The sequence below is a fragment of the Streptomyces sp. 7-21 genome, from assembly GCF_016741785.1.
Taxonomy (GTDB): Bacteria; Actinomycetota; Actinomycetes; order Streptomycetales; family Streptomycetaceae; genus Streptomyces.
Window position 1 is genome coordinate 214,311 of record NZ_JAERRL010000005.1, and the last position, 25,596, is coordinate 239,906.

The following is a 25,596-nucleotide window of genomic DNA, read 5'->3' on the forward strand; positions in this document are numbered from 1 at the left end:
GGCCGGCCCCGGGCTGCGGGCCGCGCGGCCCGCAGCCGGGCTTCAGGCCTCGCCGAGGGTGACGCGGGAGGTGTGCTCGGTGCCGTCGCGCTCGTAGCGGATCTCCGTCTCGCGGCCGGGGCGCAGGCTGGCCAGGGCCTCCGACAGCGAGACGACGTCCGTCACCGGCTCCTGGCCCAGGGCGGTGATCACGTCGCCCGGCCGCAGCCCCGCCCGCTCGGCGGGGCCGTCCTCGGTGACCTCCACGACGGCGGCGCCCGCCGGCTCGAAGCCATCGCCGAGCACGGTACGCACCGTGACACCCAGTTCGGCGCGGCCGGAGTCGATCACGCGGCCGTGTTCGATCATCTGCTCGGCCAGCGAGGTGACCGTGGAGGCCGGGATGGCGAAGCCGATGCCCGGGGCCTGGCCGCCGCCGAGTTCGGGGTCGCGGGCGGCCAGTGTGGGGATGCCGATGACCTGGCCGGAGAGATTGACCAGCGCGCCGCCGCTGTTGCCGGGGTTGATGTCGGCCGACGTCTGCACCATGTTGCCGAGGGCGGCGCGGCCCTCGCCCTCGCTGACGGAACGTCCGACCGCCGAGACGATGCCCTGGGTGACGCTGGAGGACAGGCCAAGCGGGTTGCCCATCGCCATCACGATCTGGCCGACCTCCACCTCGGCGGAGTCACCGAAGACGGCCGGCCGCAGCCGGTCCGGCAGGTCGGTCAGGCGGATGACGGCCAGGTCCTGCTCCGGATAGGACGCCACCAGCCGGGCCGGGAGCGCGTCGCCCCCGGTCGCCATCGCCACTTCGAACCGCTTGGCGTCGCCCACCACGTGCGCGTTGGTGACGATGTGGCCCTCCTCGTCGTAGACGACGCCGGAGCCGAGCCGGTCACCCGCCGTGATCTGCACCACCGACGGCAGCACGTCGGTGACCACCCGCTGGTACGCCTCCTGGAGTTCCGTGGTCACCGTCGGCGCGGGTGCGGTCGCCGCGCTGGCCTCGGCGGCGCCCGGGGAGGACGGCGCGCCGCCCGTGCAGCCCGCCAGCGGCAGCGCGCACAGCGCGCACGCGGCCAGCATCACGGAAGAACGGGCGGGTGGCGACGGCACGCGAACGGGCGGCATGCCCGACATTGTCGGCACGCCCCGGGTGCCGCTGAAGGAAGCGGCGCTGCCCGGCGGCGACGGCCGCTCGAACGGGCGCGGGGATCCCCGCGGTCCCGTCCCGCCGTTACGCCGTTACCTCGGTGCCTGTCCCCGCTCGACCTGCGGCTTGGGCAGCCGCATCCGCCGCATCTGGAGCGTGCGCATCAGGGCGTAGGCCGTCGCGCCCCGGAGGTTCTCGTTGGGGAAGCGCTCGCGCAGCTGCCGCTTCAGGCGGCGCGCGGTCACCACCGAGTCGAAGACGATCATCAGGATCACGCCCAGCCACAGCAGCAGGGCGAGGTTCCTCGCCGCGAGTGAGGGCAGCATGCTCAGCACCAGGATCACCACGGCGAGCGGCAGGAAGTACTCCGCCACATGCCACTTCGCGTCCACGTAGTCACGCGCGAAACGCCGCACCGGGCCCCGGTCGCGCAGCGGCAGGTGCCGCTCGTCGCCGGAAAGCAGCGCCTCACGCTGCTTCGCCAGCGCGGCCCTCCTGGCCTCCCGGGCACGCCTGGCCGCCTCCTTGCGGGTGGCCGGAGGCTTGACGACCGCGCGGCGCAGCGCCTCGGCCTCGGCGCGCTTGGGCGTCGGGCGGCCCTTGGGCGCCTGGGGGTCGCGGGCCTTCGGCGGCTCGGCTGCCTGCTGGGGGGTCTTGTTCTCTTTCGAACGGCTTCGGAACACGCCTTTAGCCTACGTTCTGGCCGTGCAGCCCCGGCCAGACCTGGGCGGGAACGATCGTGCAACGGCCCCGCACCGTGCCACGGCCGGTACTCTCCTCGTTCTCTTCCGTGTGTTCTCCGGTGTTCTCACGGGCGTTCTGACGCATACCGTTCGTCGTCTGCGGGGTTTCCGCCCGGTCTTCTCGGCGGGCGTCCCCGCGCTTTCCCGGCATCTCCCCGGCCTTCTCCGCCTCGTGTGCTATCCGGGCCGGGCGGAAACATTCCGAGGATCATTCCCGAGGAGGAGGGCATCGGGTGCTGGGCGGTGCCCTAATAGATACAGGCCGTTTAGGCTAGTGGTGCGGCCCTGCGTGCAGCCGCCGAGATCGAGACCGTCACATGAGAGGGGCGCGGAGGCCCATGAGCGGTGTCATGAAGCGGATGGGAATGATCTTCCGCGCGAAGGCCAACAAGGCTCTTGACCGGGCCGAGGACCCGCGCGAGACGCTCGACTACTCGTACCAGAAGCAGCTGGAGCTGCTCCAGAAGGTGCGGCGCGGCGTCGCCGACGTCGCCACGTCCCGCAAGCGGCTGGAGCTTCAGCTCAACCAGCTGAACAAGGAGTCCGACAAGCTGGAGGAACAGGGCAGGAAGGCGCTGTCCCTCGGCCGCGAGGACCTCGCCCGCGAGGCGCTCACCCGCCGCGCCGCCCTCCAGCAGCAGGTGTCCGACCTCCAGCAGCAGCACGAGACGCTCCAGACGGAGGAGAACAAGCTCACCCTCGCGGCCCAGCGGCTCCAGGCGAAGGTGGACGCCTTCCGCACCCGCAAGGAGACCATCAAGGCCACCTACACCGCCGCGCAGGCCCAGACGCGCATCGGCGAGGCGTTCTCCGGCATCTCCGAGGAGATGGGCGACGTCGGCATGGCCATCCAGCGCGCCGAGGACAAGACCGCCCAGCTCCAGGCGCGCTCCGGCGCCATCGACGAGCTGCTGGCTTCCGGCGCGCTCGACGACCCGACCGGCACCTCCAAGGACGACCTCACCGCCGAGCTTGACCGCATCTCGGGCAACGCGGACGTCGAGCTGGAGCTGGAGCGCATGAAAGCCGAGCTGGCCGGCGGCAGCTCCAGCCAGCGGCAGGCGCTGGAGAGCGGCAGCGGCCAGAGCGAGACGCAGGTCACGGAGCAGCGGCAGGAGTCCCCCCGCTTCGACAAGCCGTGACCGCCGGGCGGCCGGCGGCCGCCGGTGGTAGAAGAAGAGGAAAGCGGTGGTGCCGCCGCCCGCCGCCCCGGTCGGTCGTGAGGAGCAAGCCGTGATCGTGCGGATCATGGGCGAGGGCCAGGTCGAACTGGACGACAGCCATCTCGTCACGCTGAACGAGCTGGACGACGAGCTGATGGCGGAGGTCGAGTCGGGCGACACCGACGGCTTCCGCCGTACCCTCGACGCCCTCCTGGAGGCCGTCAGGAAGGCCGGCAGGCCGCTGCCGGAGGACTCGCTCGAGCCCTCCGAGCTGATCCTGCCGTCGCCGGAGGCCACGCTTGAGGAGGTCCGTGCCATGCTCACCGACGACGGCCTCATCCCGGGCGTCCCGGAGAGCTGAGCACGTGCGCCAGCCCGTTTCTCTCCCGCCCGTCCGGCCCGCTCCCGCGGCGTGATAGCCAGGCACGGCGCCCGCGCCCGGCAGTGGCTGAAGGCTCACCCGCGGGCGCTGGACGCGCTGCTGGCCGCCGGCGCTTACGCCGTCCTCCTCATCGCCTCCGTCACCCCGACGCAGTCGCCCGACTCCGGCCCCGGTTTCGGGGAGCGCCCGCTGCCGGCCCACACGGCGCTGCTCGGTGCCCTCGCCAGCGCCCTGCTCATGGCGCGCCGCCGTCACCCGCTCGCGGTGCTCGCGGCCACCTGCGCGATCACCGTGACCGATCTGGCCCTGAGCACCTCCTCTCACCCGCCGTCCGAACGGCACGCCTCTCTCGCCGTGACCGTGGCGGTCGCGCTGTTCTCGCTGGCCAGCCGCTCCGGTCCCGTCACCACGCGGCGCGCGGGCCTGGCCACGCTGGCCGTCGTCACCCCCGCCGCGATGCTGCTCGGCCAGCAGCCCTGGTACTCCTCCGAGAACCTCGGCGTCTTCGCCTGGATCGCGCTGGCGGCGGCGCTCGGCGAGGCGCTCCGCAACGGCCGCGCCGTCATGGCGGCCATCCGGGAGCGCGCCGAGCGGGCTGAGCAGACCCGGGAGGAGGAGGCGCGGCGCCGCGTTACCGAGGAGCGCATGCGCATCGCCCGCGAGCTGCACGACGTCGTCGCCCACCACATCTCGCTGGTCAACGTCCAGGCCGGGGTCGCCTCGCATGTCATGGACTCGCGGCCCGACCAGGCCAAGGAGGCCCTGGCTCACATCCGGCAGGCCAGCCGCCGCGCCCTCAGCGAACTCCAGACCACCGTCGGCCTGCTGCGCCAGCGTGACGAGCCCGTCGCCCCGACCGCGCCGGCGGGCGGCCTGGCCGTGCTCGGCGAGCTGGTCGAGGGCTTCACCCGCACCGGGATGTCGGTGACCGTGGACGTCCGCACCGGCGGGCCGCTGCCCTCGGCCGTGGACCTGGCCGCCTACCGCATCGTCCAGGAGGCGCTGACCAACGTGCACAAGCACGCCGGGCCGCGGGCCACTGCCCTGGTGCGGGTCGTCCGCGCCGGGGAGGCGGGGGAGCGGCTGGACATCACGGTGCTCGACAACGGCCGCGCGCCCGGCACCGGCGGCCCGGGCAGTGAACCAGACAGTGACCCGGCCAGCGATCCGGACACGAGCGGCCACGCCGAGGGCGGGCACGGCCTGGTGGGGATGCGGGAGCGGGCCGCCGCCCTCGGCGGCACCTGTGAGGCCGGCCGGACCGACGGCGGCGGCTTCCGGGTCCGGGCCGTCCTGCCGCTGGACCCGCCCCGGACGGCCGCCGCCCCGCGCCAGCGGAACGGGAGGTGCTGTGATACGCGTGGTTCTGGCTGATGACCAGGCACTGCTGCGCAGTGCGTTCCGGGTGCTGGTGGAGTCCGAGCCGGACATGACGGTCACCGGCGAGGCGGCCGACGGTGCCGAGGCGGTCCGGGCGGTGCGGGAGTCCGGCGCGGACGTGGTGCTGATGGACATCCGGATGCCCGGCACCGACGGCCTGGCCGCCACCCGCGCCCTTGCCGCCGATCCGCGGCTGCGCGGCGTCAAGGTGCTCATCCTGACCACGTTCGAGTCCGACGACTACGTGGTGGAAGCGCTGCGCGCCGGGGCCTCGGGCTTCCTCGGCAAAGGCGCGGAGCCCGCCGAGCTGCTCAACGCCATCCGCCTCGTCGCGGCGGGGGAGTCCCTGCTCTCTCCCGCCGCCACCCGCGGCCTGATCGCCCGGTTCCTCGCGCAGGCGGACCGCCGGGAGACGCCGCTGGACGACTCGCGGCTGCGGGTGCTCACCACCCGGGAGCGCGAGGTGCTCGCCGAGGTCGCGGCCGGGCTGTCCAACGACGAGATCGCCAGCCGGCTCGACGTGAGCCCGCTGACGGTGAAGACGCACATCAACCGGCTGCTGTCCAAGCTCGCCGCCCGCGACCGTGCCCAGCTCGTCGTTCTGGCCTACGAGACCGGCCTGGTCCGCCCCCGGGCGGCGTGAGGACGGCTCACAGGAACTGCGGCGACGGCAGGTAGGGTGCCGGCGGCCGCATGCCGCGCAGCGCCAGGTAGCCGTCGTGCGCCAGCCGCAGCCCGGCGTCCAGGCCGACGCCCACCGCCCAGTCCTGCTCCGCCGTCAGGTGCCGCACCACGGCGGCGGCGCCCGCCGGCAGGCTCAGCAGCGCGGAGGACAGCAGCCGCACGGCGATGCGCCGGGACGTGGCCGCGAGCAGGCCCACGACGCCCTCGTCGCTGACGTAGCAGTAGCCGCTGCCCGCCAGGTCGTCCGCGACGATCACCCGGTGGTGCTTCAGCAGCTCGTCGTGGTCCGGGCCGTGGGCGCTGCCGCGCACCCGCCGGTCCACGGAGTCCATCAGGGCGCGCTGGCCGGGGCCGCCCTCGACGGCGGGCCCGTCCGGCACCTCCACGTCCGCAGCATCCACCGTGCCCGTCAGCCGCATCGTCGGATGCAGCGTGAACCCGGCCCGGTGGTAGACGCGGGCGGCCGCCTGGTGCGGGGTGCAGCAGATCATGCCGCGCAGCGTGCCCCTGCTGTACTCCAGGGCGCGGTCCAGCAGCTGCGTGCCCAGGCCCTTGCCGCGCGCGCCCGGCGCGACCGCCAGCAGCGACAGCCCCCACAGGCCCTCGCGCCGGCTGGCCAGGACCGCACCGACGGGTCTGCCGCCGTCCTCTTCGGCGAGCCAGCAGCCGGGCGGGTCGGTGACGGCGAGGTGGCGCACCCGGCGCCGGAACCGGGCCGTGCGCCGGTCATCCCACGCGCCGCCTTCGAAGGCGCTGGCGGCGACCTCGCGCACGGCTTCGGCGTCCGCCGCGGTATCCCGTATCGGGCGAAGGATCATCACAGCATCGTGACGTGGCCCCGGGCGCCAGCCAACACGGTGCCCGGGGCGGGGAAGCGTAAGGGGGAGAGGGGAAGCGGGGTCAGGGCAGCGCCAGCATGCGCTCCAGGGCGAGCTTGGCGTCGTGCTCGGTGCGCGGGTCCACCTCGATGCGGTTGACGACCCGGCCGTCGGCCAGCGACTCCAGCGCCCACACCAGGTGGGGCAGGTCGATGCGGTTCATCGTGGAGCAGAAGCAGACGGTGCGGTCGAGGAAGACGATCTGCTTGTCCTCGGCGGCGTGGCGCTCAGCCAGGCGGCGCACGAGGTTCAGCTCGGTGCCCACGGCCCACTTCGAGCCCGCCGGGGCCTCGCGGAGCGTCTTGATGATGTACTCCGTGGAGCCCACCTGGTCGGCGGCGGCGACCACCTCGTGGCGGCACTCGGGGTGCACCAGGACGTTGACGCCGGGGATGCGGTCACGGACCTCGTTGACGGAGTCGAGCGTGAACCGGCCGTGGACCGAGCAGTGGCCGCGCCACAGGATCATCCGTGCGTCGCGGAGCTGCTGCGGCGTCAGGCCGCCGTTCGGCTTGTGCGGGTTATAGACCACGCAGTCGTCCAGCGACATCCCCAGGTCGCGGACGGCCGTGTTGCGGCCCAGGTGCTGGTCGGGCAGGAAGAGCACCTTGCCGGCGCCCGGCTCGTGCTGCGCGAAGGCCCAGGTCAGGGCGCGCTTGGCGTTGGACGAGGTGCAGATGGTGCCGCCGTGCCGGCCGGTGAACGCCTTGATGTCCGCCGAGGAGTTCATGTACGTCACGGGCACGGTGACGTCCGCGACGCCCGCCTCCGCCAGCACCTCCCACGCCTCCTCGACCTGCTCGGCGGCGGCCATGTCGGCCATCGAGCAGCCGGCGGCGAGGTCGGGGAGGATGACCTGCTGGTGGGCGGAGGTGAGGATGTCGGCGGACTCGGCCATGAAGTGCACGCCGCAGAAGACGATGTACTCGGCTCCGGGCCGCGCGGCGGCGTCGCGGGCCAGCTTGAACGAGTCGCCGGTGACGTCCGCGAACTGGATGACCTCGTCACGCTGGTAGTGGTGGCCCAGCACGAAGACGCGGTCGCCCAGCCGTTCCTTGGCGGCGCGGGCGCGGGCGACCAGGTCCGGGTCCGAGGGCGCGGGCAGGTCACCGGGACAGTCCACGCCGCGCTCGGAGGCGGGGTCGGAGCCGCGGCCGAGCAGGTGGAGCGCGAGCGAGGTGGGCTGGACGTCCAGGGGCTGGGCGGTGGTCACGACACGCACCCTTTCTGTTGCTGGTCCACGTCTTTTCGTCGGAATGACGTAATGGGTGCAAGGATGATAACCGCCTTAGCGTCAATCTGACGATGACGATCGCGTCACTCTGACGCGTGCGGTGCCGCGACCGGGGCCCGTGTGCGAGCATGAAAGGACGCGACGGACCGCCCCGTGAAGGAATGAATCCGCCGGGCGGCCTGTTGGAGCACACGGCAGAGCATCCGTACTACCCGGGAGTCAGCAGATGTCCGTATCGGAACAGACCGCTGTGAGTGACGGCATCATCCTTTCCGACGCGGCCGTGGCCAAGGTCAAGAGCCTCCTTGAGCAGGAAGGGCGCGACGACCTCGCGCTCCGCGTGGCGGTCCAGCCCGGCGGGTGTTCCGGCCTGCGCTACCAGCTCTTCTTCGACGAGCGCTCGCTCGACGGCGACGTCGTCAAGGACTACGACGGCGTCAAGGTCGTGACCGACCGGATGAGCGCCCCCTATCTCGGCGGTGCCTCCATCGACTTCGTCGACACCATCGAGAAGCAGGGCTTCACGATCGACAACCCCAACGCCACGAACTCCTGCGCCTGCGGCGACTCCTTCAGCTGACCGGCTGAGGGACGGGGCGGCCGCGGCCGCCCCGCCGCCCACGCCGCCGCTGCGAGGCCAGAACCTCCCGTGCCCGGGGGAGGCCGCCGGTCACCTGCCGGCCGCCTCCCCCGGGCACGCGCGCGTTACGTCTCCGCCCGGGTCACCATCCCGTCACCATCCGGCTCACCACGCGGGCAGCGGCTCCCCGGTGGCGTCCACCACGTCCCGGCTGCCCAGCGGCTCCTCCAGCCGGATCTCGGCCTCATGCTGCTCGGCCATCATCACGCAGACCTGGTCGCTGTCCGTGTCCTGCCGCGCCACCGTGACGGCGACCTCCTCGCCGGTCTCCTCGGCCGTCACCTCGTACTCGCCGCAGGCGCTGCCCCAGAAGGTCACGGTCAGCGTGCGGCCGTCCGCCGTGTACCCCACCGCGCCGCCGCCCTCCGGCCGCGCCGCGTCGTCGTCCCGGGCCGGCCGCTCGCCCGCCACCCCGTCTCCGGAGCCGTCCGCGGTGTCCCCGCTGTCCCCGTTGTCCCCGTTGTCTGCGGTGTCCGCGCTGTCTGCCGGGGCGGCGCCGGCCGCCGCCTGGCCACCGCCGTCCGCCCGCGCTGCCGCCGTCTCCTCACCCGGCTGACCGCCGTCCTGCAGCGCCTGGGCCCCGTACGCGCCGCTTGCCAGCAGTGCCACCGCGGTCGCCGCGGCGGCGACGGCAGCCCAGCGGCGGCGGCGAGGCGCGGGGGCATCCGGCTCGCTGCCGGCGGCGTGCGCCGGCCGCGCGGGGACGAGGTCGTTGGTCTCTTCGCTCTCGTCGTTGGTCACGCTGGTTTGACGGGCAGGTCCGCGCCGTGGTTCCCGTTGGATAACCTAAGAAGCCCGTCCCCTTCCAAGGAAGCAGCACCGCGTTGCGCATCGCCGTCTCCGGGTCCATCGCCCACGACCACCTGATGACCTTCCCCGGCCGCTTCGCGGAGCAGCTCGTCGGGGAGCAGCTGCACACGGTCTCCCTGTCCTTCCTCGTCGACTCGCTTGAGGTCAGGCGCGGCGGTGTCGGCGCCAACATCTGCTTCGGCATGGGCCAGCTCGGCGCGGCGCCGATCCTGGTGGGCGCCGCCGGAGCCGACTTCGAGGAGTACCGCGCCTGGCTGGACCGGCACGGCGTGGACACCCAGTCGGTGCGCATCTCCGACGTCCTGCACACGGCCCGCTTCGTGTGCACCACCGACGCCGACCACAACCAGATCGGCTCCTTCTACACCGGCGCCATGAGCGAGGCCCGGCTCATCGAGCTCCAGACCGTCGCCGACCGCGTCGGCGGCCTCGACCTCGTCCACATCGGCGCCGACGACCCGGAGGCGATGCTGCGGCACACCGAGGAGTGCCGCACCCGCGGCATCCCGTTCGCCGCCGACTTCTCCCAGCAGCTCGCCCGCATGAGCGGCGAGGAGATCAGGGACCTGATCGACGGCGCCGCCTACCTGTTCTGCAACGAGTACGAGCGCAGCCTCATCACGGCGAAGACGGGCTGGTCGCCCGAGGAGATCCTCACCAGGGCCGGCACCTGGGTGACGACCCTCGGCGCCCGCGGCGCCCGCATCTCGCGCGCCGGCGAGCCCGACATCGAGGTCCACTGCCCCGAAGAGGAGGAGAAGGTCGACCCCACCGGCGTGGGCGACGCCTTCCGCGCCGGTTTCCTCTCCGGCCTCGCCTGGGGCGCCTCCCTGGAACGCAGCGCCCAGGTCGGCTGCATGCTCGCGACGCTCGTGATCGAGACCGTCGGCACGCAGGAGTACACCCTGCGGCGGGGCCCGTTCATGGAGCGCTTCACCAAGGCGTACGGGCAGCAGGCCGCCGACGAGGTCCGGGCCCACCTGCTGTGACGGCCGCGGCGCCTCAGCGCTCCCGGCGCACGCGGTAGGCCGTGCCGCCGTCCGGCGCGGGGGACTCACCCAGGTAGGTGTGGCCGCGCATCGTGCACCACGCGGGAATGTCCAGGCGCGCGGCCTCGTCGTCGGCGAGCACCGTCACCACGCCGCCGGGCGGCACGTTCCCGATGGTCTTCGCCAGCTCGATCACGGGAAGGGGGCACCGCCGCCCCAGCGCGTCGACCGTGATCCCGTCCGGCGTCCGGCCGGGTGCCTGGCCGGTCCGCGGCGCGGTCGCGTCCCCGGCGTCCGGTTCCCCGGGAAGCTGCCCGCGGACCCGGGACACCACGCCGGGCAGCACCTGAAGGAACCGCTCGACGTCCCCCTCCGCCGTGCCCGGCGGCAGCGACACCCGCACGTTCCCCTCGGACAGCACGCCCATCGCCCGCAGCACGTGGCTGGGCGTGAGGGTGCTGGAGGTGCACGAGGAGCCGGACGACACGGAGAACCCCTCCCGGTCCAGCTCCCCCAGCAGCGCCTCGCCGTCGGCGTACAGCACGGAGAACGTCACGATGTGCGGCAGCCGGTCCGCCGGATCCCCCATCACCTCGGCGTCCGGCACCAGCCGCGGCACCTGAGCCCGCACCCGGTCCACCAGCACCCGCAGCCGGGCCGCCTCCCGCTCCGCCTCCTCACGCACGGCGCGCAGCGCCGCCGCGGCGGCCACGATCTGCGGGATCCCCGGGAAACCGGGCGCCCGGCCCGCCTCCCGCTCGTCCGAGGGCGCCGGGGGCGCGAACCGCGTGCCCTTGCGCACCACGAGCAGCCCGACGCCCCCCGGGCCGCCCCACTTGTGCGCGCTGGCCGCCAGCAGCGACCACGGCCCGTCCGTCCGTTCCCAGGGCAGCGACTGCGCGGCGTCCACCAGCAGCGGCACCCCCGCCTCCTGGCACAGCTGGGCGATCCGCGCCACCGGCTGCCGCGTCCCCACCTCGTGGTTGGCCGCCTGCACGCACACCAGCGCCGTCCCGCCGGGTGCCTCCCGCAGCGCCGCCGCCACCGCCTGCGGGGCCACCCGGCCGGTCCGCTCCACCGGAACCAGCGCCGAGGTGCCGCCCGCCGCGCGGTGCGCCTCCGCCGCGTGCAGCACCGCCGAATGCTCCACGGCAGACACCAGCAGGTGCCGCCCGGCCCGGGCCCGCCCGGCCAGCGCCCCCGCGATCCCGGTGTGCAGGGCGCGCGTCCCGGATGCGGTGAACGACAGCTCGTCCGGGCGGCAGCCGACGGCCTCCGCCGCGCTCTCCCGGGCGGCGTCCAGCAGCAGCCGGGCCCGCCGGCCCTCCCGGTGCGGGCGCGCCGGGTCGGCCCAGCCCTCGTCGAGCGCGGCCAGCAGCGCCTGCCGGGCGACCGGGTGCAGCGGGAGCGAGGATGCAGCGTCAAAGTACGGCACGGTCAGAACGCTACGCGGCGCCGTCACGCGGGACAGCGCGGGGCGGCGTCCCCCGGAGGGCGGGGGGCGGCACGCCGTACCGTCCCCAGGCACGCCGCGATTGGCCCCCTCCCCGCGAGCGCTCCGGGGGCGTCGAGTAGGGTTCTGTCCCGCATAAAGCAACCAAACCCTGCCCGTGGCAGGTCACGCCCCCGCCACCGAGCGAAGGCAGCGGCCGCACGGGCGAGATTCTCGGGAAGGCGCTACGTGAGTCCCAACGGCTCCGACCGCTCGTCGCGGCGCCCGGTGCGGCGGATCCTGCCGCAGGCGCTGATCGCGGGCCTGGTCCTGGCAACCGCCACGGGTTGCACCTCCGAGGACTTCCCCCGCCTCGGCATGCCCACCCCGGTCACCGAGGAGGCCCCCCGGATTCTGTCTCTGTGGCAGGGCTCATGGGCCGCCGCGCTGGTGACGGGCGTGCTGGTCTGGGGTCTGATCCTGTGGAGCGTGTTCTTCCACCGCCGCTCCAGGACCAAGGTGGAGGTTCCACCGCAGAACAGGTACAACCTGCCCATCGAGGCGCTGTACACGCTGGTTCCGCTCATCGTGGTCTCGGTGCTGTTCTATTTCACGGCCCGGGACCAGAGTGAGCTGCTGGAGACCTCGGATGAGCCCGACCACGTCATCAACGTGGTCGGCTATCAGTGGAGCTGGGGCTTCAACTACCTGGAGCCCGTCGGCGCCTCGGACAACGACGCGCACACCGCTCCGGAACTGGACGCCATCCCCGACCGGATGATGGAGCGCGTCCCCGAGGGTGCCGACGGCGTCTACGAGACGGGCACCCCGGCCGACCGCGACCCCGTAACGGGCAACCCGGGCCCGACCCTGGTGCTGCCCGAGGGGGAGACGGTGCAGTTCATCCTCACCTCGCGGGACGTCATCCACTCGTTCTGGCCGGTGCCCTTCCTGATGAAGCAGGACGTGATCCCCGGACACGCGAACACGTTCGAGGTCACGCCGACCGAGCAGGGCACGTTCGTGGGCAAGTGCGCCGAGATGTGCGGCGTCGACCACTCGCGCATGCTCTTCAACGTCCGTGTCGTCTCCCCTGAGGAGTACCAGCAGTACCTTCAGGACCTTGCGGACCGAGGCCAGACGGGCTACATCCCGGCGGGCATTCCGCAGACGGACGCCGCCGTCAACGCGGAGACCAATGAGGGGAAGCCGTGAGTATCACCGAGAAGAGCCAGACGGCTGACACCGGGACCGTGACTCAGGGCCCGCCCGCCCGCCGCAAGCGGCCGGGCTCGGTCATCGTCAGCTGGCTGACGACGACCGATCACAAGACGATCGGGTCGCTGTACCTGATCAGCTCGTTCGCCTTCTTCATCATCGGCGGCGTGATGGCGCTGATCATGCGCGCCGAGCTGGCCCGGCCTGGCAATCAGGTGGTGACGAACGAGCAGTTCAACCAGCTGTTCACCATGCACGGCACGGTGATGCTGCTGATGTTCGCGACTCCGCTGTTCGCCGGGTTCGCGAACTGGATCATGCCGCTGCAGATCGGTGCGCCGGACGTGGCGTTCCCGCGGCTGAACATGCTGGCGTACTGGCTGTACACCTTCGGCAGCCTGCTGGCCGTGGCCGGTTTCTTTACCCCGCAGGGCGCCGCGAGCTTCGGCTGGTTCGCCTACTCGCCGCTGTCCGACGCGGTGCACTCGCCGGGCGTCGGCGCCGACATGTGGATCATGGGCCTGGCCTTCTCCGGCTTCGGCACGATCCTCGGCGCGGTCAACTTCATCACGACCATCATCTGCATGCGCGCGCCCGGCATGACGATGTTCCGCATGCCGATCTTCACCTGGAACGTGCTGCTGACCGGTGTGCTGATCCTGCTGGCCTTCCCGGTGCTCGCCGCCGCGCTCTTCGCGCTCCAGGCGGACCGCACCTTCGGGTCGCACATCTTCGACTCCGCCAACGGCGGCGCCATCCTCTGGCAGCACCTGTTCTGGTTCTTCGGCCACCCCGAGGTGTACATCATCGCGCTGCCGTTCTTCGGCATCGTCTCCGAGATCGTCCCGGTGTTCAGCCGCAAGCCGATCTTCGGCTACATCGGCCTGGTCGCCGCGACCATCTCGATCGCCGGGCTGTCGGTGACGGTGTGGGCGCACCACATGTACGTCACGGGCGCGGTGCTGCTGCCGTTCTTCTCCTTCATGACCTTCCTGATCGCGGTGCCGACCGGTGTGAAGTTCTTCAACTGGATCGGCACCATGTGGAAGGGCTCGCTGTCGTTCGAGACGCCGATGCTGTGGTCGATCGGATTCCTGATCACCTTCCTCTTCGGCGGTCTCACCGGCGTCATCCTGGCGTCGCCGCCGCTGGACTTCCACATCTCCGACAGCTACTTCGTCGTGGCCCACTTCCACTACGTGGTCTTCGGCACCGTGGTCTTCGCGATGTTCGCCGGATTCCACTTCTGGTGGCCGAAGTGGACGGGCAAGATGCTCGACGAGCGGCTCGGGAAGATCACCTTCTGGACGCTGTTCGTCGGCTTCCACGGCACGTTCCTGGTGCAGCACTGGCTGGGCGCCGAGGGCATGCCGCGCCGCTACGCCGACTACCTCGCGGCGGACGGCTTCACCACGCTGAACACCATCTCCACGATCAGCTCGTTCCTGCTCGGCCTGTCGATCCTGCCGTTCTTCTACAACATCTGGAAGACGTGGAAGTACGGCGAGAAGGTCACCGAGGACGACCCCTGGGGCTACGGCCGCTCCCTGGAGTGGGCCACCTCGTGCCCGCCGCCGCGGCACAACTTCACCTCGCTCCCCAGGATCCGTTCCGAATCGCCCGCCTTCGACCTGCACCACCCCGAGCTGGCCGAGCTTGACCAGCTGGGCGGCGGCGAGCGCGTGGCCGTCGGCGCCGGCGCCGGCGAGGACAAGGGGGCCGCCAAGTGAGGATTCAGGGACACATCTTCAGCTGGGTCAGCATCTTCATGCTGGGCGCCGCCATCGTGTACGGCGTCTGGTCGAAGGAGCCCGTCGGCACCACGGCCCTCTTCCTGGCCTTCGGCCTGTCGGCCATGATCGGCTTCTACCTGGTGTTCACCGCCCGGCGCGTGGACACCGGCGCGCAGGACCGCAAGGACGCCGAGGTCGCCGACGACGCGGGCGAGCTCGGGTTCTTCAGCCCGCACAGCTGGGCTCCGCTGCTGCTGGCGGCGGGCGCCCTGACCGCCTTCATGGGGCCGGTCTTCGGCTGGTGGTTCCTGTACTTCACCGCCCCGCTGACCGCTCTCGGCCTGTGGCTGTGGGTCTTCGAGTACTACCGGGGCGAGAACCAGAACCAGTGACCCGGAACGGGTGACGCTCCGCCCGTGGGCCCCCTCGGCACGGCTGCCGAGGGGGCCCACGCGCGTCCTGCGGGCGGCCCGGCGCCCGTCACCCGATCGCGGGCGGACGGCGCGCCGAAGGGTGACAGCCTGCGTACGTTGTGGCTATGAGTCACCGAACCCGCATAGTGCTCTGCATCGGCCTGGTGTTCGCCCCGCTGGTGGCCGGGCTCACCGCCTGCGTGGGCGGCGCCTCCTCCCTCACGGCGACCCCGTACGACGCCACCGGGCACCTCTCCTTCGGCCACGCGGACGGCCCCGGGGCCACCGCCGCCGACCCCGACCAGCCGCTGACCATCACCCTCACCGACACCGGCGGCCGGATCACCGACGTGACGGCCCGGGACAGCGAGGGACGCCCGCTGACCGGCGAACTCACCGCCGACGGGCGGGGCTGGCGCAGCAGCGAGCCGCTTGCGGCCCGTGCCAGCTACACGGTGCGGGTGAGCACCGAGAACGGCAACGGTGAACCGGGCCGGGGCGTGTACGAGTTCCGCACCGGCACCTCCGACAGCGCGGAGCGCCTGGAGATAAGCTTCGGGCCCGAGCCCGGCACCTACGGCGTGGGACAGCCGCTGACCGCCGAACTGAGCCACCCCGTCTCCGCCCTGACCGAACGCGCCCGCGTCGAGTCGGCGCTGACCGTCCGCTCGGACCCCGAGGTCACCGGCGCCTGGCACTGGGTGGACGACCAGACGCTGCACTACCGGCCGCGCGAGTACTGGCCCGCGCACGCCACCGTCACGGTCAGCTCCGCCCTGGACGGCGTCCACATCCGCGACGGCCTGCGCGGCGCGGCAGCCGAGCCGCTAGAAGTGTCGTTCGGTGACCGCATCGAGGCCGTCGCCGACATCAGCGCCCTGACCATGACGGTCTCACGCAACGGCGAAGAGCTGCGGACCGTGCCGATCACCACCGGCAAGGAAGGCTTCCGCACCCGCAACGGCAAGAAGGTGATCCTGGGCCGCGAATCGTACGTGCGCATGACCGGCACCAGCATCGGCATCCCCGCCGGCAGCGCGGAGTCCTACGACCTGCCGGTGTACTGGGCCACGCGGCTGACGTGGAGCGGCGAGTACGTCCACGGCGCCCCGTGGTCGGCCGCCTCCCACGGCGTCGCCAACGTCAGCCACGGCTGCACCGGCCTGAGCACGGAGAACGCCCGCTGGTTCTTCGAGCTGGTCAAGCCGGGCGACATCGTCGAGCACGTCAACGGCTACGGCGAGGACATGGACCCGTTCGGCAACGGCTTCGGTGACTGGAACCTCAGCTGGGAGGAATGGCAGGAGGGCAGCGCCCTGCACGCCATGGCCGAGCGCCGGGACGAGCAGCGCCAGGAGGCCGCCTCCGGCCCGCTCCGCCCCGGGGTGTGACGTCCCGGGACGCGATCCGGGGCGGGAGCCGGGAACCGCGTGCGCGGCCGCTCAGGCGGCAGCGGGCAGGCGGCGGCGCAGCAGCGAGGCCAGCGCGCCGGCCAGCTCGGCCGGGTCCACCGGGTGCGCGACTGTCTCCTCCGCCCGGCTCCACGTCGCCAGCCAGGCGTCCTGCGGGCGGCCGATCAGCAGCAGCACGGGCGGGCAGTCGAAGATCTCGTCCTTGATCTGCCGGCACACCCCCATGCCGCCGGCGGGCACCGCCTCACCGTCCAGCACGCACGCGTCGATGCCGCCGGCCTCCAACGCGCTGAGCACGGCGGGCAGCGTGGCGCACTCGACGTACTCGACGGCCGGAACGTCGGCGGCGGGCCGCTTTCCCGCCGCCAGCCGCACCTGCTCGCGGGTGTTCGCGTCGTCGCTGTAGACCAGCACCGTGGCGGTGGACTGCATCGTTCCTCCGTGGGCGAGGCGGTACTCGGGCCGGGCGGCGGGCGCCGCCCGCTGGCGCGGATGCTACTCCGTCGGCCCGCGGTCCGGGCAGTGGCCTGCATCCTCCGGCCGGCCCGGCGGGGGCCCGAAAGCGCCTGCCACATGCCCTTGACACACCGAACGGCACCCCCCCGGACGGACGCCGGAACCGCGAAGGACATAATGACGGCGTGGCGACAGCAACAGCAGTAGAAACCGGGCACGCACATCCCTCGGCCCCCCGGGTGAACCGGCCGAACGTCACGAGCGTCGGAACCGTCATCTGGCTGAGTTCCGAGCTGATGTTCTTCGCGGCCCTTTTCGCGATGTACTTCACCCTGCGGTCGGTGATGGGCGCCGACTACTGGCAGGAGAACGCGGATGCCCTGAACCTGCCGTTCTCGACCGGGAACACCACGATTCTGGTGCTCTCCTCGCTCACCTGCCAGCTTGGTGTCTTCGCGGCCGAGCGCGGCGACGTGAAGAAGCTCCGCGGCTGGTTCGTGGTCACCTTCATCATGGGCGCCATCTTCATCGGCGGCCAGGTCGCCGAGTACGTGGAGCTGGTGGAGCACGAGGGCATCACGATCTCCTCCGGCCCGTACGGCTCGGCCTTCTACCTGACGACCGGCTTCCACGGGCTGCACGTCCTCGGAGGACTGATCGCCTTCCTGCTCGTGCTGGCGCGGACCTACGCGGCGCGGCGCTTCACCCACGAGCAGGCGACCACGGCCATCGTCGTGTCCTACTACTGGCACTTCGTCGACGTCGTCTGGATCGGCCTCTTCGCCACGATCTACCTGATCCAGTAACACCGACGCCCAGACCACAGCACCGACGCAGAAGATCCTGACACCGGGGTAATCCGTGAAAAAGCTCTCCGCACGACGGCGCCATCCGCTGGCGGCGCTGGTCGTCCTTCTCTTCGCGCTGGCGGCCACGGGGGGGCTGTACGCCGTGCTGGCCCCCGCGGACGAGGCCGAGGCGGACACGTCGGCTCAGTCTCTCGCCATCGAGGAGGGCGAACGGCTCTACGAGGTCGGCTGCTCCAGTTGCCACGGAACCGACGGCCAGGGCAGCAGCGACGGTCCTTCCCTGGTCGGCGTGGGAGCCGCCGCGGTCGACTTCCAGGTCGGCACCGGCCGCATGCCGATGCAGCAGCCCGGCCCGCAGGCGCCGCGCAAGCCCAAGGTCTACACCCAGGCGGAGATCGACCAGCTCGCCGCCTACATCGCCTCGCTGGGCCCGGGCCCGAGCGTGCCGGAGGAGTCGAGCTACGACCCGGCGCAGGGTGACGCCGCCCGCGGCGGGGAGCTGTTCCGGACCAACTGCTCGCAGTGCCACAACTTCACCGGCAGCGGCGGTGCCCTCACCAACGGCAAGGAGGCCCCGGACCTCGAAGACGTCGACCCCAGGTACATCTACGAGGCGATGCTGACCGGCCCCCAGAACATGCCGTCCTTCCCCGAGGGCACGCTCGGCGAGCAGGACAAGCGGGACATCATCGCCTGGCTCGACGCCGTCAACACCTCCGAGTCGCCCAACCCCGGCGGCTTCACGCTGGGCGGCTACGGCCCGGTCGGCGAGGGCCTGTTCGCGTGGACGTTCGGCATTGGAATCCTCGTCGCCGCGGCCGTGTGGATCGGCGCCCGGACCGCAAAGGCCAAGAAGTCATGAGCAGCCAGACAGAACAGCCAGAAGAGCAGACAGCAGAGTCCTCGCAGGGACATCTGCCCAGTGAGCGGGAGCACGGCGAGGCCGCCGCGCACGACGACCCGTTCACCGACCCGGGGCTGCCGCCCCACGAAAAGCGCCGGCAGGACATCGACGAGCGGGCCGCCAAGCGCTCCGAGCGCACCGTCGCCCTGCTGTTCGCCACGTCCATGCTGGCCACGATCGGGTTCATCGTCGCGTACGTGACGATCCCGATCGACAAGATCGTTTACATCTGGCCGTTCGGCCACGTCAGCGGGCTGAACTTCGCCCTCGGCCTGACCCTGGGCACCGCGCTCGCCTGCATCGGTGCCGGTGCCGTCCACTGGGCCAGGACGCTGATGTCCGACGAGGAGGTCCCCGAGGAGCGCCACGCCATCGAGGCGTCCCCCGAGGTGAAGGCGCACGTCCTGGAGGAGTTCCGCAAGGGCGTCGCCGAGTCCCAGTTCGGCCGCCGCACGCTGGTGCGCCGCACCCTCTACGGTGCGCTCGCCCTGGTGCCGCTGTCCGGCGTCGTGCTGCTGCGGGACCTGGGTCCGCTGCCGGAGGACAAGCTCCGCCACACGGCCTGGCGCCGCGGCTCGCTCATCATCAACGAGTCCACGATGCAGCCGCTGCGGCCCGAGGACATCACCGTCGGCTCGCTGACCCAGGCGATGCCGGAGGGCCTCGACCCGCACGACCACGACTTCCACGAGCAGATCGCCAAGGCCGCGGTCATGCTGGTGCGGCTGGAGCCCGAGGACATCAAGGACCAGCGGTCGGCCGAGTGGGGCTACGACGGCATCCTGTGTTTCTCGAAGATCTGCACGCACATCGGCTGCCCCGCCACGCTCTACGAGCAGCAGACGCACCACGCCCTGTGCCCGTGCCACCAGTCCACGTTCGACCTGTCTGATGGTGCGAGGGTGCTCTTCGGCCCGGCGGGCCACCCGCTGCCGCAGCTGCGGATCAGTGTGAACGAAGACGGCTACCTCCAAGCGCTCGGCGACTTTGAGGAGCCCCCCGGCCCGAGCTTCTGGGAGCGCGGATGAGTACGGCAACAGACGCCCCGAAGGCCCGGGGCAAGGCTCCCGCCGGCGAGCGGATCGCTGACTGGGCCGACGGCAGGCTGGGCATCTACAGCCTCGCCAAGGCCAACATGCGCAAGATCTTCCCGGACCACTGGTCATTCCTGCTGGGCGAGATCTGCCTGTACAGCTTCATCATCCTGATCCTGACCGGCACGTACCTGACGCTGTTCTTCGTGCCGAGCATGGCCGAGGTGGAGTACCACGGCCCGTACGAGCCGATGCAGGGCGTCCTGATGTCCGAGGCGTACGCCTCGACGCTGGACATCAGCTTCGACGTCCGCGGCGGCCTGCTGGTCCGGCAGATCCACCACTGGGCGGCGCTGATCTTCGTGGTCGGCCTGTTCTTCCACATGATGCGCGTCTTCTTCACGGGCGCGTTCCGGAAGCCCCGCGAGATCAACTGGCTGTTCGGCTTCACGCTGCTGGTGCTGGCGGTCTTCACCGGCCTCACCGGCTACTCGCTGCCGGATGACCTGCTGTCGGGTATCGGCATCAGGTTCGCCGAGGGCGCCATCCTGTCGATGCCGGTCATCGGCTCGTACCTGCAGATGTTCGTCTTCGGCGGCGAGTTCCCCGGGGACGACATCATCCCGCGGTTCTTCATCGTCCACGTGCTGGTCCTGCCGGGCATCATGCTCGGCCTGGTGGTGGCGCACCTGATCCTGGTCGTCTACCACAAGCACACGCAGTTCGCGGGGCCGGGCCGGACGAACAACAACGTCGTGGGCATGCCGCTGCTGCCGGTGTACATGGCCAAGGCGGGCGGGTTCTTCTTCCTGGTCTTCGGCGTGATCGCGCTGATCGCCGCGACGGTGACGATCAACCCGATCTGGGTGCTGGGCCCCTACCGCCCGGACCAGATCTCGACCAACGCCCAGCCCGACTGGTATCTCGGCTTCTCCGAGGGCCTGGTGCGCATGATGCCGGGCCTGGAGTGGGTGCTGCCCGGCGGGTACACGCTGAACTTCGGCCTGCTGGTGCCGCTGATCCTGTTCCCGTCGCTGCTGATCGTGATGGGGGTCTACCCGTTCTTCGAGGCCTGGGTGACCAAGGACAACCGGGAGCACCACATCGCGCAGCGGCCGCGGAACGTGCCCACCAGGACGGCGTTCGGCATGGCCTGGCTGACGGCGTTCGGCGTCTGCATGATCGCGGGCGGCAACGACCTGTGGGCCACCCACTTCAACCTGTCGATCAACGCCATCACCTGGTTCTGCCGGATCGCGTTCTTCGTCCTGCCGGTGATCGTCTTCATCGTCACCCGGCGGATCTGCCTCGGCCTCATGCGCCGCGACCGCGAGAAGGTGCTCCACGGCCGGGAGACCGGCATCATCAAGCGCCTGCCGCACGGCGAGTTCATCGAGGTGCACGAGCCGCTGCCGCGGGAGCGGCTGTACACGATCCTCTCGCACGACCAGCCGGAGCCGTACGAGATCGGTCCGGAGACGGACGAGAACGGCGTGCGCCGCAAGGCCGGTCCGCTGGAGAAGCTGCGGGCGCGCATCAGCCGCGGCTACTACGGCGAGCACGCGCAGATCCCGCTGCCGACCCGCGAGGAGTACCGCGAGATCACCAGCGGCGAGGGCCACCACTGACGCCCGAGCCGGTCTGGTACTCACCTTCCGTTCCGGGGCCGCGACCCTTCTCCGTCACGGGGAAGCGTCGCGGCCCCGGACGCCGTTAGGCTTCACCGCGACAGTCCACCCGACCCGCCAGGAGTGATCCCATGAGCGCTGCGACCCCCGCCACAGGCACGTCCGGGGCGGCGCACACGTGGCCCGACGTGCTCACCGCGCTGCTCGTCGGCGAGGATCTGACGCCGGATGCCGCGGCCTGGGCGATGGACCGGATCATGTCGGGCGAGGCCACCGACGCGCAGATCGCCGGCTTCGCCGTGGCGCTGCGTGCGAAGGGCGTCACGGTGGACGAGATGACCGGGATCGTGCAGACCATGTACGAGCACGCCAACGTGATCGACGTGCCCGGGCCCACGGTCGACATCGTCGGCACCGGCGGTGACCGGGCGCGGACGGTCAACATCTCCACGATGTCGGCGATCGTGGTGGCGGGCACCGGCGCGACTGTCGTCAAGCACGGCAACCGCGCGGCGTCCAGCGCCTCCGGCGCCTCCGACGTGCTCGAGCAGCTCGGCGTCAACCTGGAGCTGACGCCCGAGCGGGTCGCCGAGGTGGCGGCCGAGGCGGGCATCAGCTTCTGCTTCGCGGTGAAGTTCCACCCGGCGCTGCGGCACGTGGCCCGCGCGCGCCGCGAGCTGGGGGTCGCCACGCCGTTCAACTTCCTCGGCCCGCTGACCAACCCGGCGCGGGTGCGGGCCCAGGCCACCGGGGTCGCCGACGCCCGCATGGCTCCCATCATGGCGGGGGTGCTGGCGCGGCGCGGCTCGTCCGCCCTGGTCTTCCGGGGCGACGACGGCCTGGACGAGCTGACGATCACGGCGCCGTCGCGGGTGTGGGTGGTGCGGGACGGCACGGTCCGCGAGGAGCACTTCGACCCGCGCAGCGTCGGCCTCGAGCTGGCCCCGGTCGAGGCGCTGCGCGGCGCGGACGCCGCGTACAACGCCGAGGTGGCGCGCCGCGTGCTGGACGGCGAGGCGGGGCCGGTGCGGGACGCCGTGCTGCTGAACTCGGCCGCCGCGCTGGTCGCGCTCGAGCCCGGGGACGCGCCCCTGCCGGAGCAGCTGGCGGCGGGAATGGCGAAGGCGGCCGAGTCCATCGACTCCGGCGCCGCCAAGGCGACGCTCGAGCGCTGGGTCACCGCCAGCCACGCGTAGTCCGGCGCTGGTCCGGTGTCGATCCGGTATCGATCCGGCGTTGGTCGTGCGCCGCCCCCGCCCGGCCCCTCCCCGCGCGGAACGGGAAGAGGCCGGGCGGGGGCGGCGCCGGTTTCCCCCGGGTGCCGCCCCGGCGGCTAGGAGTCGAGACCGATGGCGAACGCGGCCTCGAGGTCATGCTGCGAGTAGGCGCGGAAGGCGATGTGCGTCTCCGTCGACTCCACCCCCGGCACCTTGCTGATGCGGCCCGGGATAACCTCGGCGAGCTCCTCATGGCGCCGGACCCGGACCAGAGCGATAAGGTCGTGGGGCCCGGTCACGGAGTACACCTCGCTGACACCCTCAAGCGACGCGATCTGCTCCGCGACCTCCGGCACGCGATCCACGCTGGTCTTGATGAGCACGATCGAAGTGATCACGGTGGGCCTCTCCTGGTCGGTTGCCCTCACCTTAGCCCCCTGCCGCGGCGCACCGGCGGGTGCGGCGGCGGACGGCACGGCTACCAGGTCGTAGGGTGACTGTGGAGACACCCCACGCATCCCGCAGGAAACGAGGCACGGAAAGTAGGCGCGAGCGCTGGTGGGCCCCACGCAGGACGAGGAGCCGGACGAGACTCTGGACCGCCCGCTCCCCGAGCGGGTCCGGCACCGGGTCATCGCCCTGGCCAGCGACGCCTTCGCGGGGATGACCGTAGCGGAGCTGCCCCCGCCGCTGCGCCAGTACGCGCGGTTCACGCCCTCCCGCCGGATGCGGTTCGGCGGCGCCGCGATGGCGGCGGCGCTGGAGCGGTACCCCGCGTTCCGGGCGCGGGTCGCCGAGCGCCTGCGGGAGGCCGAGCCGGAGTTCGCCCGGGCGGTCGCCGAGGGCGTGCCCCCCGCCGCCGCCGATCCCGTCGAGGTGGCTGCGGCGGCGTTCCTGCTGCGGCCCGCTGGCTGGCCCAAGGTGGTGGCGGCCGCGGGGGAGGAGGCGCTGCGGGCGCAGGCCCAGCGCGAGGGGGAGGAGCGGGAGCGGGAGGTGGCGCGGCTGCGCGCCGAGCTGGCCGAGGCCCGGTCCGCGCTGCGGGGCGAGACCGACCGGCTGCGCGCCGAACTGGAGGCAGCCCGCAGGGAGACGGAGGCGGTCCACCGCAAGCTGCGCGCCGCGCAGAGCGACGTCAAGCGCGGCGAGGCGGCGCTGCGCCGGATCCGTGCCGAGACGGAGGCGGAGCTCGCCGAGGCCACCTCGGCGCGGTCCGCCGCCGATGCCGAGGCCCGCCGGCTGCGTGCCCGGCTCGCCGACGCGGAGGCCGCGCTGGAGGCCAGCCGCCGGGCCTCGCGCGAGGGACGGGCGCTGGAGGACATGCGGCTGCGGCTGCTGCTGGACACGGTGCTCGACGCCGCCCAGGGCCTGCGCCGTGAACTGGCCCTGCCGCCGACGCCGCTGCGGCCCGCGCAGACCGTCGACGCCATCGAGCCGGGGGAGATGAACCCGCAGGAGGTCGCGCAGCGGGCGCTGGCCTCGGACGACCCGGCGCTGCTCGACCAGCTGCTGTCGCTGCCGCAGGCACATCTCGTCGTCGACGGCTACAACGTCACCAAGTCGGGCTATCCCTCGCTGCCGCTGGAGAAGCAGCGGCTGCGGCTGCTGGGCGGGCTTGCGGTGCTGGCGGCCCAGAGCGGAGCGGAAATGACGTGCGTGTTCGACGGCGCCGAGCTGGACGGCCCGGTGCCGCTGGCCGCGCCGCGCGGTGTGCGGGTGCTGTTCAGCAGACCCGGGCAGACGGCCGACGACCTCATCCGCCGCCTGGTACGGGCCGAACCACCCGGCAGACCCGTGGTGGTGGTCTCCTCCGACCGCGAGGTCGCCGACGGCGTCGCGCGGGCCGGGGCCAGACCCGTGTCCTCCGCCCTGCTGCTCAACCGCCTTTCCCGCGGCTGAGTTCCCCGGTGTCACACTCCGCCCTCACGGCCCTCACCCCTGCTTCCCGTTCGTGTACGAACGGTGTCGGACAGGCCCGCGATGTCACCTCACCTCCGCTTCCGCGCGCTTCGCACCGGCTGGTCAGCGTGCGCGCCGGTATCCACCAGCACGGCGGCTGACGCTCTGTGGAGCGGGCGTCGCAACCAGTGTGAGGTAAGTAAAAAATGCTTGCCGGGATTTGAATGTACGAAACCCCGCTCGCTAGGGTCGCCTCGAACCTTCACGCGGTCGATCACCCGCAGGGGGTGGCCGTGAAGGACCGCCGATCCGCGTGAGCGGCCAGGCGGCTTCTGGAAGAAGGAGATCGCCTCCGTGGCGTCCCACCGTCGTCCCAAGCAGCCAAGTCGCGCGCGCGTGACCATCTTCGGCGCGACGGCCGCCGCCACCGTTGCCGTCACGGCGCAGAGCGCGAACGCCGACCCCAGCCCGACCAAAGAAGAGGTCCAGGAAGAGGTCGACCGGCTGTACGAGGAGGCCGAGCAGGCCACCGAGGAATACAACGAGGCCAAGGAAGAAGAGGAACGGCTCCAGCAGGAGATCGAGGATCTCCAGGAGGCCACCGCCCGCGGCCAGGAGCGGCTCAACGAACTCCAGGCCGGCATCGGGTCGGTCGCCACCGCCCAGTACCGCCACGGCGGCCTGGACCCGTCGGTGCAGCTCTTCCTCTCTTCCGACCCTGACTCCTACCTCGACCAGGCATCGACCCTGGACCAGGTCAGCGGCAAGCAGGCCGAGACTCTCCAGCTGATCGAGGAACAGCAGCGCACCCTGGAGCAGCAGCGTCAGGAGGCCAGCGAGGCGCTGCAGGAGCTGGAACAGCTCCGCGAGAGCCTCGGTGAGCAGAAGGACACCATCCAGGGCAAGCTCAGCGAAGCGCAGGCGCTGCTCAACCAGCTCACCGAGGAGGAGCGGGCCGCGCTGGAGGCCGAGCGGCAGCAGCAGTCGGCCGACGCCGCCGCGGCGGCGCAGGACTCCACGGAAGCGCCGGCCTCCAACTACGGTTCCAGCGTGCTGGCCGCCGCCCAGTCCGCGCTCGGCTCCCCGTACGTGTGGGGCGCGACCGGGCCCGACTCCTTCGACTGTTCCGGCCTGACGTCCTGGGCCTACGCCCAGGCGGGCATCTCGATCCCGCGCACCTCCCAGGCCCAGGCCAGCGCGGGCACGCAGATCGGCCGCGACCAACTGGCCCCGGGCGACCTGGTGCTCTACTACGACGACCTGCACCACGTCGGCCTCTACGCCGGCAACGGCCAGATCATCCACGCGCCCAGGCCCGGCGGCGTCGTCGAGTACCTCCCGCTGGACGCCATGCCGTTCATGTTCGGCGTGCGCGTCGGATGACCTGACAGGACCTCACCCACGCA

The 25,596-nt window shown here is 71.9% G+C and carries 25 protein-coding genes; 17 read left to right on the top strand and 8 right to left on the bottom strand.

Translation table 11 applies throughout. From position 1 onward, the window contains the following. Positions 1-42: 42 nt before the first annotated feature. Both JK356_RS08520 and JK356_RS08525 read right to left on the bottom strand, forming a co-directional pair. Positions 43-1,113, bottom strand: coding sequence for a S1C family serine protease (locus JK356_RS08520; RefSeq protein ID WP_201866970.1), 1,071 nt, complete (start codon positions 1,111-1,113; stop codon positions 43-45). A 114-nt stretch (positions 1,114-1,227) separates the two neighbouring features. Continuing rightward, the gene (locus JK356_RS08525) at positions 1,228-1,818 is read right to left on the bottom strand and encodes a DUF3043 domain-containing protein (RefSeq protein WP_201866971.1); all 591 of its coding nucleotides are present in this window, start codon (positions 1,816-1,818) and stop codon (positions 1,228-1,230) included. A gap of 398 nt (positions 1,819-2,216) precedes the next feature. Here JK356_RS08525 and JK356_RS08530 point away from each other — a divergent pair, with 398 nt between their 5' ends. The 4 genes from JK356_RS08530 to JK356_RS08545 all read left to right on the top strand — a co-directional run bounded on the left by JK356_RS08530 (position 2,217) and on the right by JK356_RS08545 (position 5,446). Next, a complete protein-coding gene (locus JK356_RS08530; RefSeq protein ID WP_201866972.1) occupies positions 2,217-3,020 on the top strand; it encodes a PspA/IM30 family protein in 804 nt (267 codons plus the stop codon). Between the two features lie 91 nt (positions 3,021-3,111). Continuing rightward, positions 3,112-3,402, top strand: coding sequence for a hypothetical protein (locus JK356_RS08535; RefSeq protein ID WP_201866973.1), 291 nt, complete (start codon positions 3,112-3,114; stop codon positions 3,400-3,402). A 51-nt stretch (positions 3,403-3,453) separates the two neighbouring features. Beyond that, positions 3,454-4,797, top strand: coding sequence for a sensor histidine kinase (locus JK356_RS08540; protein ID WP_201866974.1), 1,344 nt, complete (start codon positions 3,454-3,456; stop codon positions 4,795-4,797). After that, positions 4,775-5,446 carry a response regulator transcription factor gene (locus tag JK356_RS08545; RefSeq protein WP_201866975.1) on the top strand — a complete coding sequence of 224 codons (672 nt, stop codon included), beginning with the start codon at positions 4,775-4,777 and terminating at the stop codon, positions 5,444-5,446. Before JK356_RS08540 ends, JK356_RS08545 begins: the two co-directional genes overlap by 23 nt. Positions 5,447-5,453: 7 nt before the next feature. Here the strand turns inward: JK356_RS08545 and JK356_RS08550 are convergent, their stop codons facing one another. Next, entirely contained in the window at positions 5,454-6,305 is an 852-nt protein-coding gene (locus JK356_RS08550) for a GNAT family N-acetyltransferase (protein ID WP_201866976.1), read from the bottom strand. Between the two features lie 82 nt (positions 6,306-6,387). After that, the gene (gene nadA / locus JK356_RS08555) at positions 6,388-7,578 is read right to left on the bottom strand and encodes a quinolinate synthase NadA (protein ID WP_201866977.1); all 1,191 of its coding nucleotides are present in this window, start codon (positions 7,576-7,578) and stop codon (positions 6,388-6,390) included. A gap of 247 nt (positions 7,579-7,825) precedes the next feature. On the opposite strand from nadA, the gene erpA reads away from it, so the two are divergent. Continuing rightward, positions 7,826-8,179 (top strand): iron-sulfur cluster insertion protein ErpA, encoded by a 354-nt coding sequence (gene erpA, locus JK356_RS08560; RefSeq protein WP_201866978.1) that lies wholly within the window; start codon positions 7,826-7,828, stop codon positions 8,177-8,179. 165 nt (positions 8,180-8,344) lie between these two features. On the opposite strand, the gene JK356_RS08565 is transcribed toward erpA, so the two are convergent. Further along, positions 8,345-8,980 carry a hypothetical protein gene (locus tag JK356_RS08565; RefSeq protein WP_201866979.1) on the bottom strand — a complete coding sequence of 212 codons (636 nt, stop codon included), beginning with the start codon at positions 8,978-8,980 and terminating at the stop codon, positions 8,345-8,347. Positions 8,981-9,063: 83 nt separating this feature from the next. On the opposite strand from JK356_RS08565, the gene JK356_RS08570 reads away from it, so the two are divergent. Continuing rightward, positions 9,064-10,038: a carbohydrate kinase family protein gene (locus JK356_RS08570; protein WP_201866980.1), complete on the top strand. Its 975-nt coding sequence runs from the start codon at positions 9,064-9,066 to the stop codon at positions 10,036-10,038. A 13-nt stretch (positions 10,039-10,051) separates the two neighbouring features. On the opposite strand, the gene JK356_RS08575 is transcribed toward JK356_RS08570, so the two are convergent. Continuing rightward, the gene (locus JK356_RS08575; RefSeq protein WP_201866981.1) at positions 10,052-11,473 is read right to left on the bottom strand and encodes a cysteine desulfurase/sulfurtransferase TusA family protein; all 1,422 of its coding nucleotides are present in this window, start codon (positions 11,471-11,473) and stop codon (positions 10,052-10,054) included. A gap of 246 nt (positions 11,474-11,719) precedes the next feature. On the opposite strand from JK356_RS08575, the gene coxB reads away from it, so the two are divergent. The 4 genes from coxB to JK356_RS08595 all read left to right on the top strand — a co-directional run bounded on the left by coxB (position 11,720) and on the right by JK356_RS08595 (position 16,225). Continuing rightward, positions 11,720-12,685, top strand: coding sequence for a cytochrome c oxidase subunit II (gene coxB, locus JK356_RS08580; RefSeq protein WP_201866982.1), 966 nt, complete (start codon positions 11,720-11,722; stop codon positions 12,683-12,685). Further along, complete coding sequence (ctaD, locus tag JK356_RS08585; protein ID WP_201866983.1) at positions 12,682-14,418, top strand: cytochrome c oxidase subunit I; 1,737 nt, start codon at positions 12,682-12,684, stop codon at positions 14,416-14,418. The genes coxB and ctaD overlap by 4 nt, the downstream gene beginning before the upstream one ends. After that, a complete protein-coding gene (locus tag JK356_RS08590; RefSeq protein ID WP_201866984.1) occupies positions 14,415-14,813 on the top strand; it encodes a cytochrome c oxidase subunit 4 in 399 nt (132 codons plus the stop codon). Before ctaD ends, JK356_RS08590 begins: the two co-directional genes overlap by 4 nt. Positions 14,814-14,959: 146 nt before the next feature. Continuing rightward, positions 14,960-16,225: an Ig-like domain-containing protein gene (locus JK356_RS08595; protein ID WP_201866985.1), complete on the top strand. Its 1,266-nt coding sequence runs from the start codon at positions 14,960-14,962 to the stop codon at positions 16,223-16,225. Between the two features lie 51 nt (positions 16,226-16,276). On the opposite strand, the gene JK356_RS08600 is transcribed toward JK356_RS08595, so the two are convergent. Further along, a complete protein-coding gene (locus JK356_RS08600) occupies positions 16,277-16,678 on the bottom strand; it encodes a response regulator transcription factor (RefSeq protein ID WP_201866986.1) in 402 nt (133 codons plus the stop codon). Between the two features lie 209 nt (positions 16,679-16,887). Here JK356_RS08600 and JK356_RS08605 point away from each other — a divergent pair, with 209 nt between their 5' ends. From JK356_RS08605 to trpD, 5 genes are all read left to right on the top strand, one after another. Continuing rightward, positions 16,888-17,508, top strand: coding sequence for a heme-copper oxidase subunit III (locus JK356_RS08605; RefSeq protein WP_201866987.1), 621 nt, complete (start codon positions 16,888-16,890; stop codon positions 17,506-17,508). A gap of 55 nt (positions 17,509-17,563) precedes the next feature. After that, positions 17,564-18,373, top strand: a complete 810-nt coding sequence (locus tag JK356_RS08610) for a c-type cytochrome (RefSeq protein ID WP_201866988.1) — start codon at positions 17,564-17,566, stop codon at positions 18,371-18,373. Continuing rightward, positions 18,370-19,443: a ubiquinol-cytochrome c reductase iron-sulfur subunit gene (locus JK356_RS08615; RefSeq protein WP_201866989.1), complete on the top strand. Its 1,074-nt coding sequence runs from the start codon at positions 18,370-18,372 to the stop codon at positions 19,441-19,443. Before JK356_RS08610 ends, JK356_RS08615 begins: the two co-directional genes overlap by 4 nt. Then, positions 19,440-21,077 (top strand): ubiquinol-cytochrome c reductase cytochrome b subunit, encoded by a 1,638-nt coding sequence (locus JK356_RS08620; RefSeq protein WP_201866990.1) that lies wholly within the window; start codon positions 19,440-19,442, stop codon positions 21,075-21,077. Before JK356_RS08615 ends, JK356_RS08620 begins: the two co-directional genes overlap by 4 nt. 131 nt (positions 21,078-21,208) lie before the next feature. Continuing rightward, entirely contained in the window at positions 21,209-22,273 is a 1,065-nt protein-coding gene (gene trpD / locus JK356_RS08625) for an anthranilate phosphoribosyltransferase (protein ID WP_201866991.1), read from the top strand. Between the two features lie 137 nt (positions 22,274-22,410). Here trpD and JK356_RS08630 read toward each other — a convergent pair whose 3' ends face one another. Beyond that, positions 22,411-22,692 carry an Lrp/AsnC family transcriptional regulator gene (locus tag JK356_RS08630; protein ID WP_201866992.1) on the bottom strand — a complete coding sequence of 94 codons (282 nt, stop codon included), beginning with the start codon at positions 22,690-22,692 and terminating at the stop codon, positions 22,411-22,413. A gap of 157 nt (positions 22,693-22,849) precedes the next feature. Here JK356_RS08630 and JK356_RS08635 point away from each other — a divergent pair, with 157 nt between their 5' ends. Continuing rightward, entirely contained in the window at positions 22,850-24,190 is a 1,341-nt protein-coding gene (locus JK356_RS08635; protein WP_374100629.1) for an NYN domain-containing protein, read from the top strand. Positions 24,191-24,544: 354 nt separating this feature from the next. Beyond that, complete coding sequence (locus JK356_RS08640; RefSeq protein WP_201866993.1) at positions 24,545-25,573, top strand: C40 family peptidase; 1,029 nt, start codon at positions 24,545-24,547, stop codon at positions 25,571-25,573. Positions 25,574-25,596: the final 23 nt, after the last annotated feature.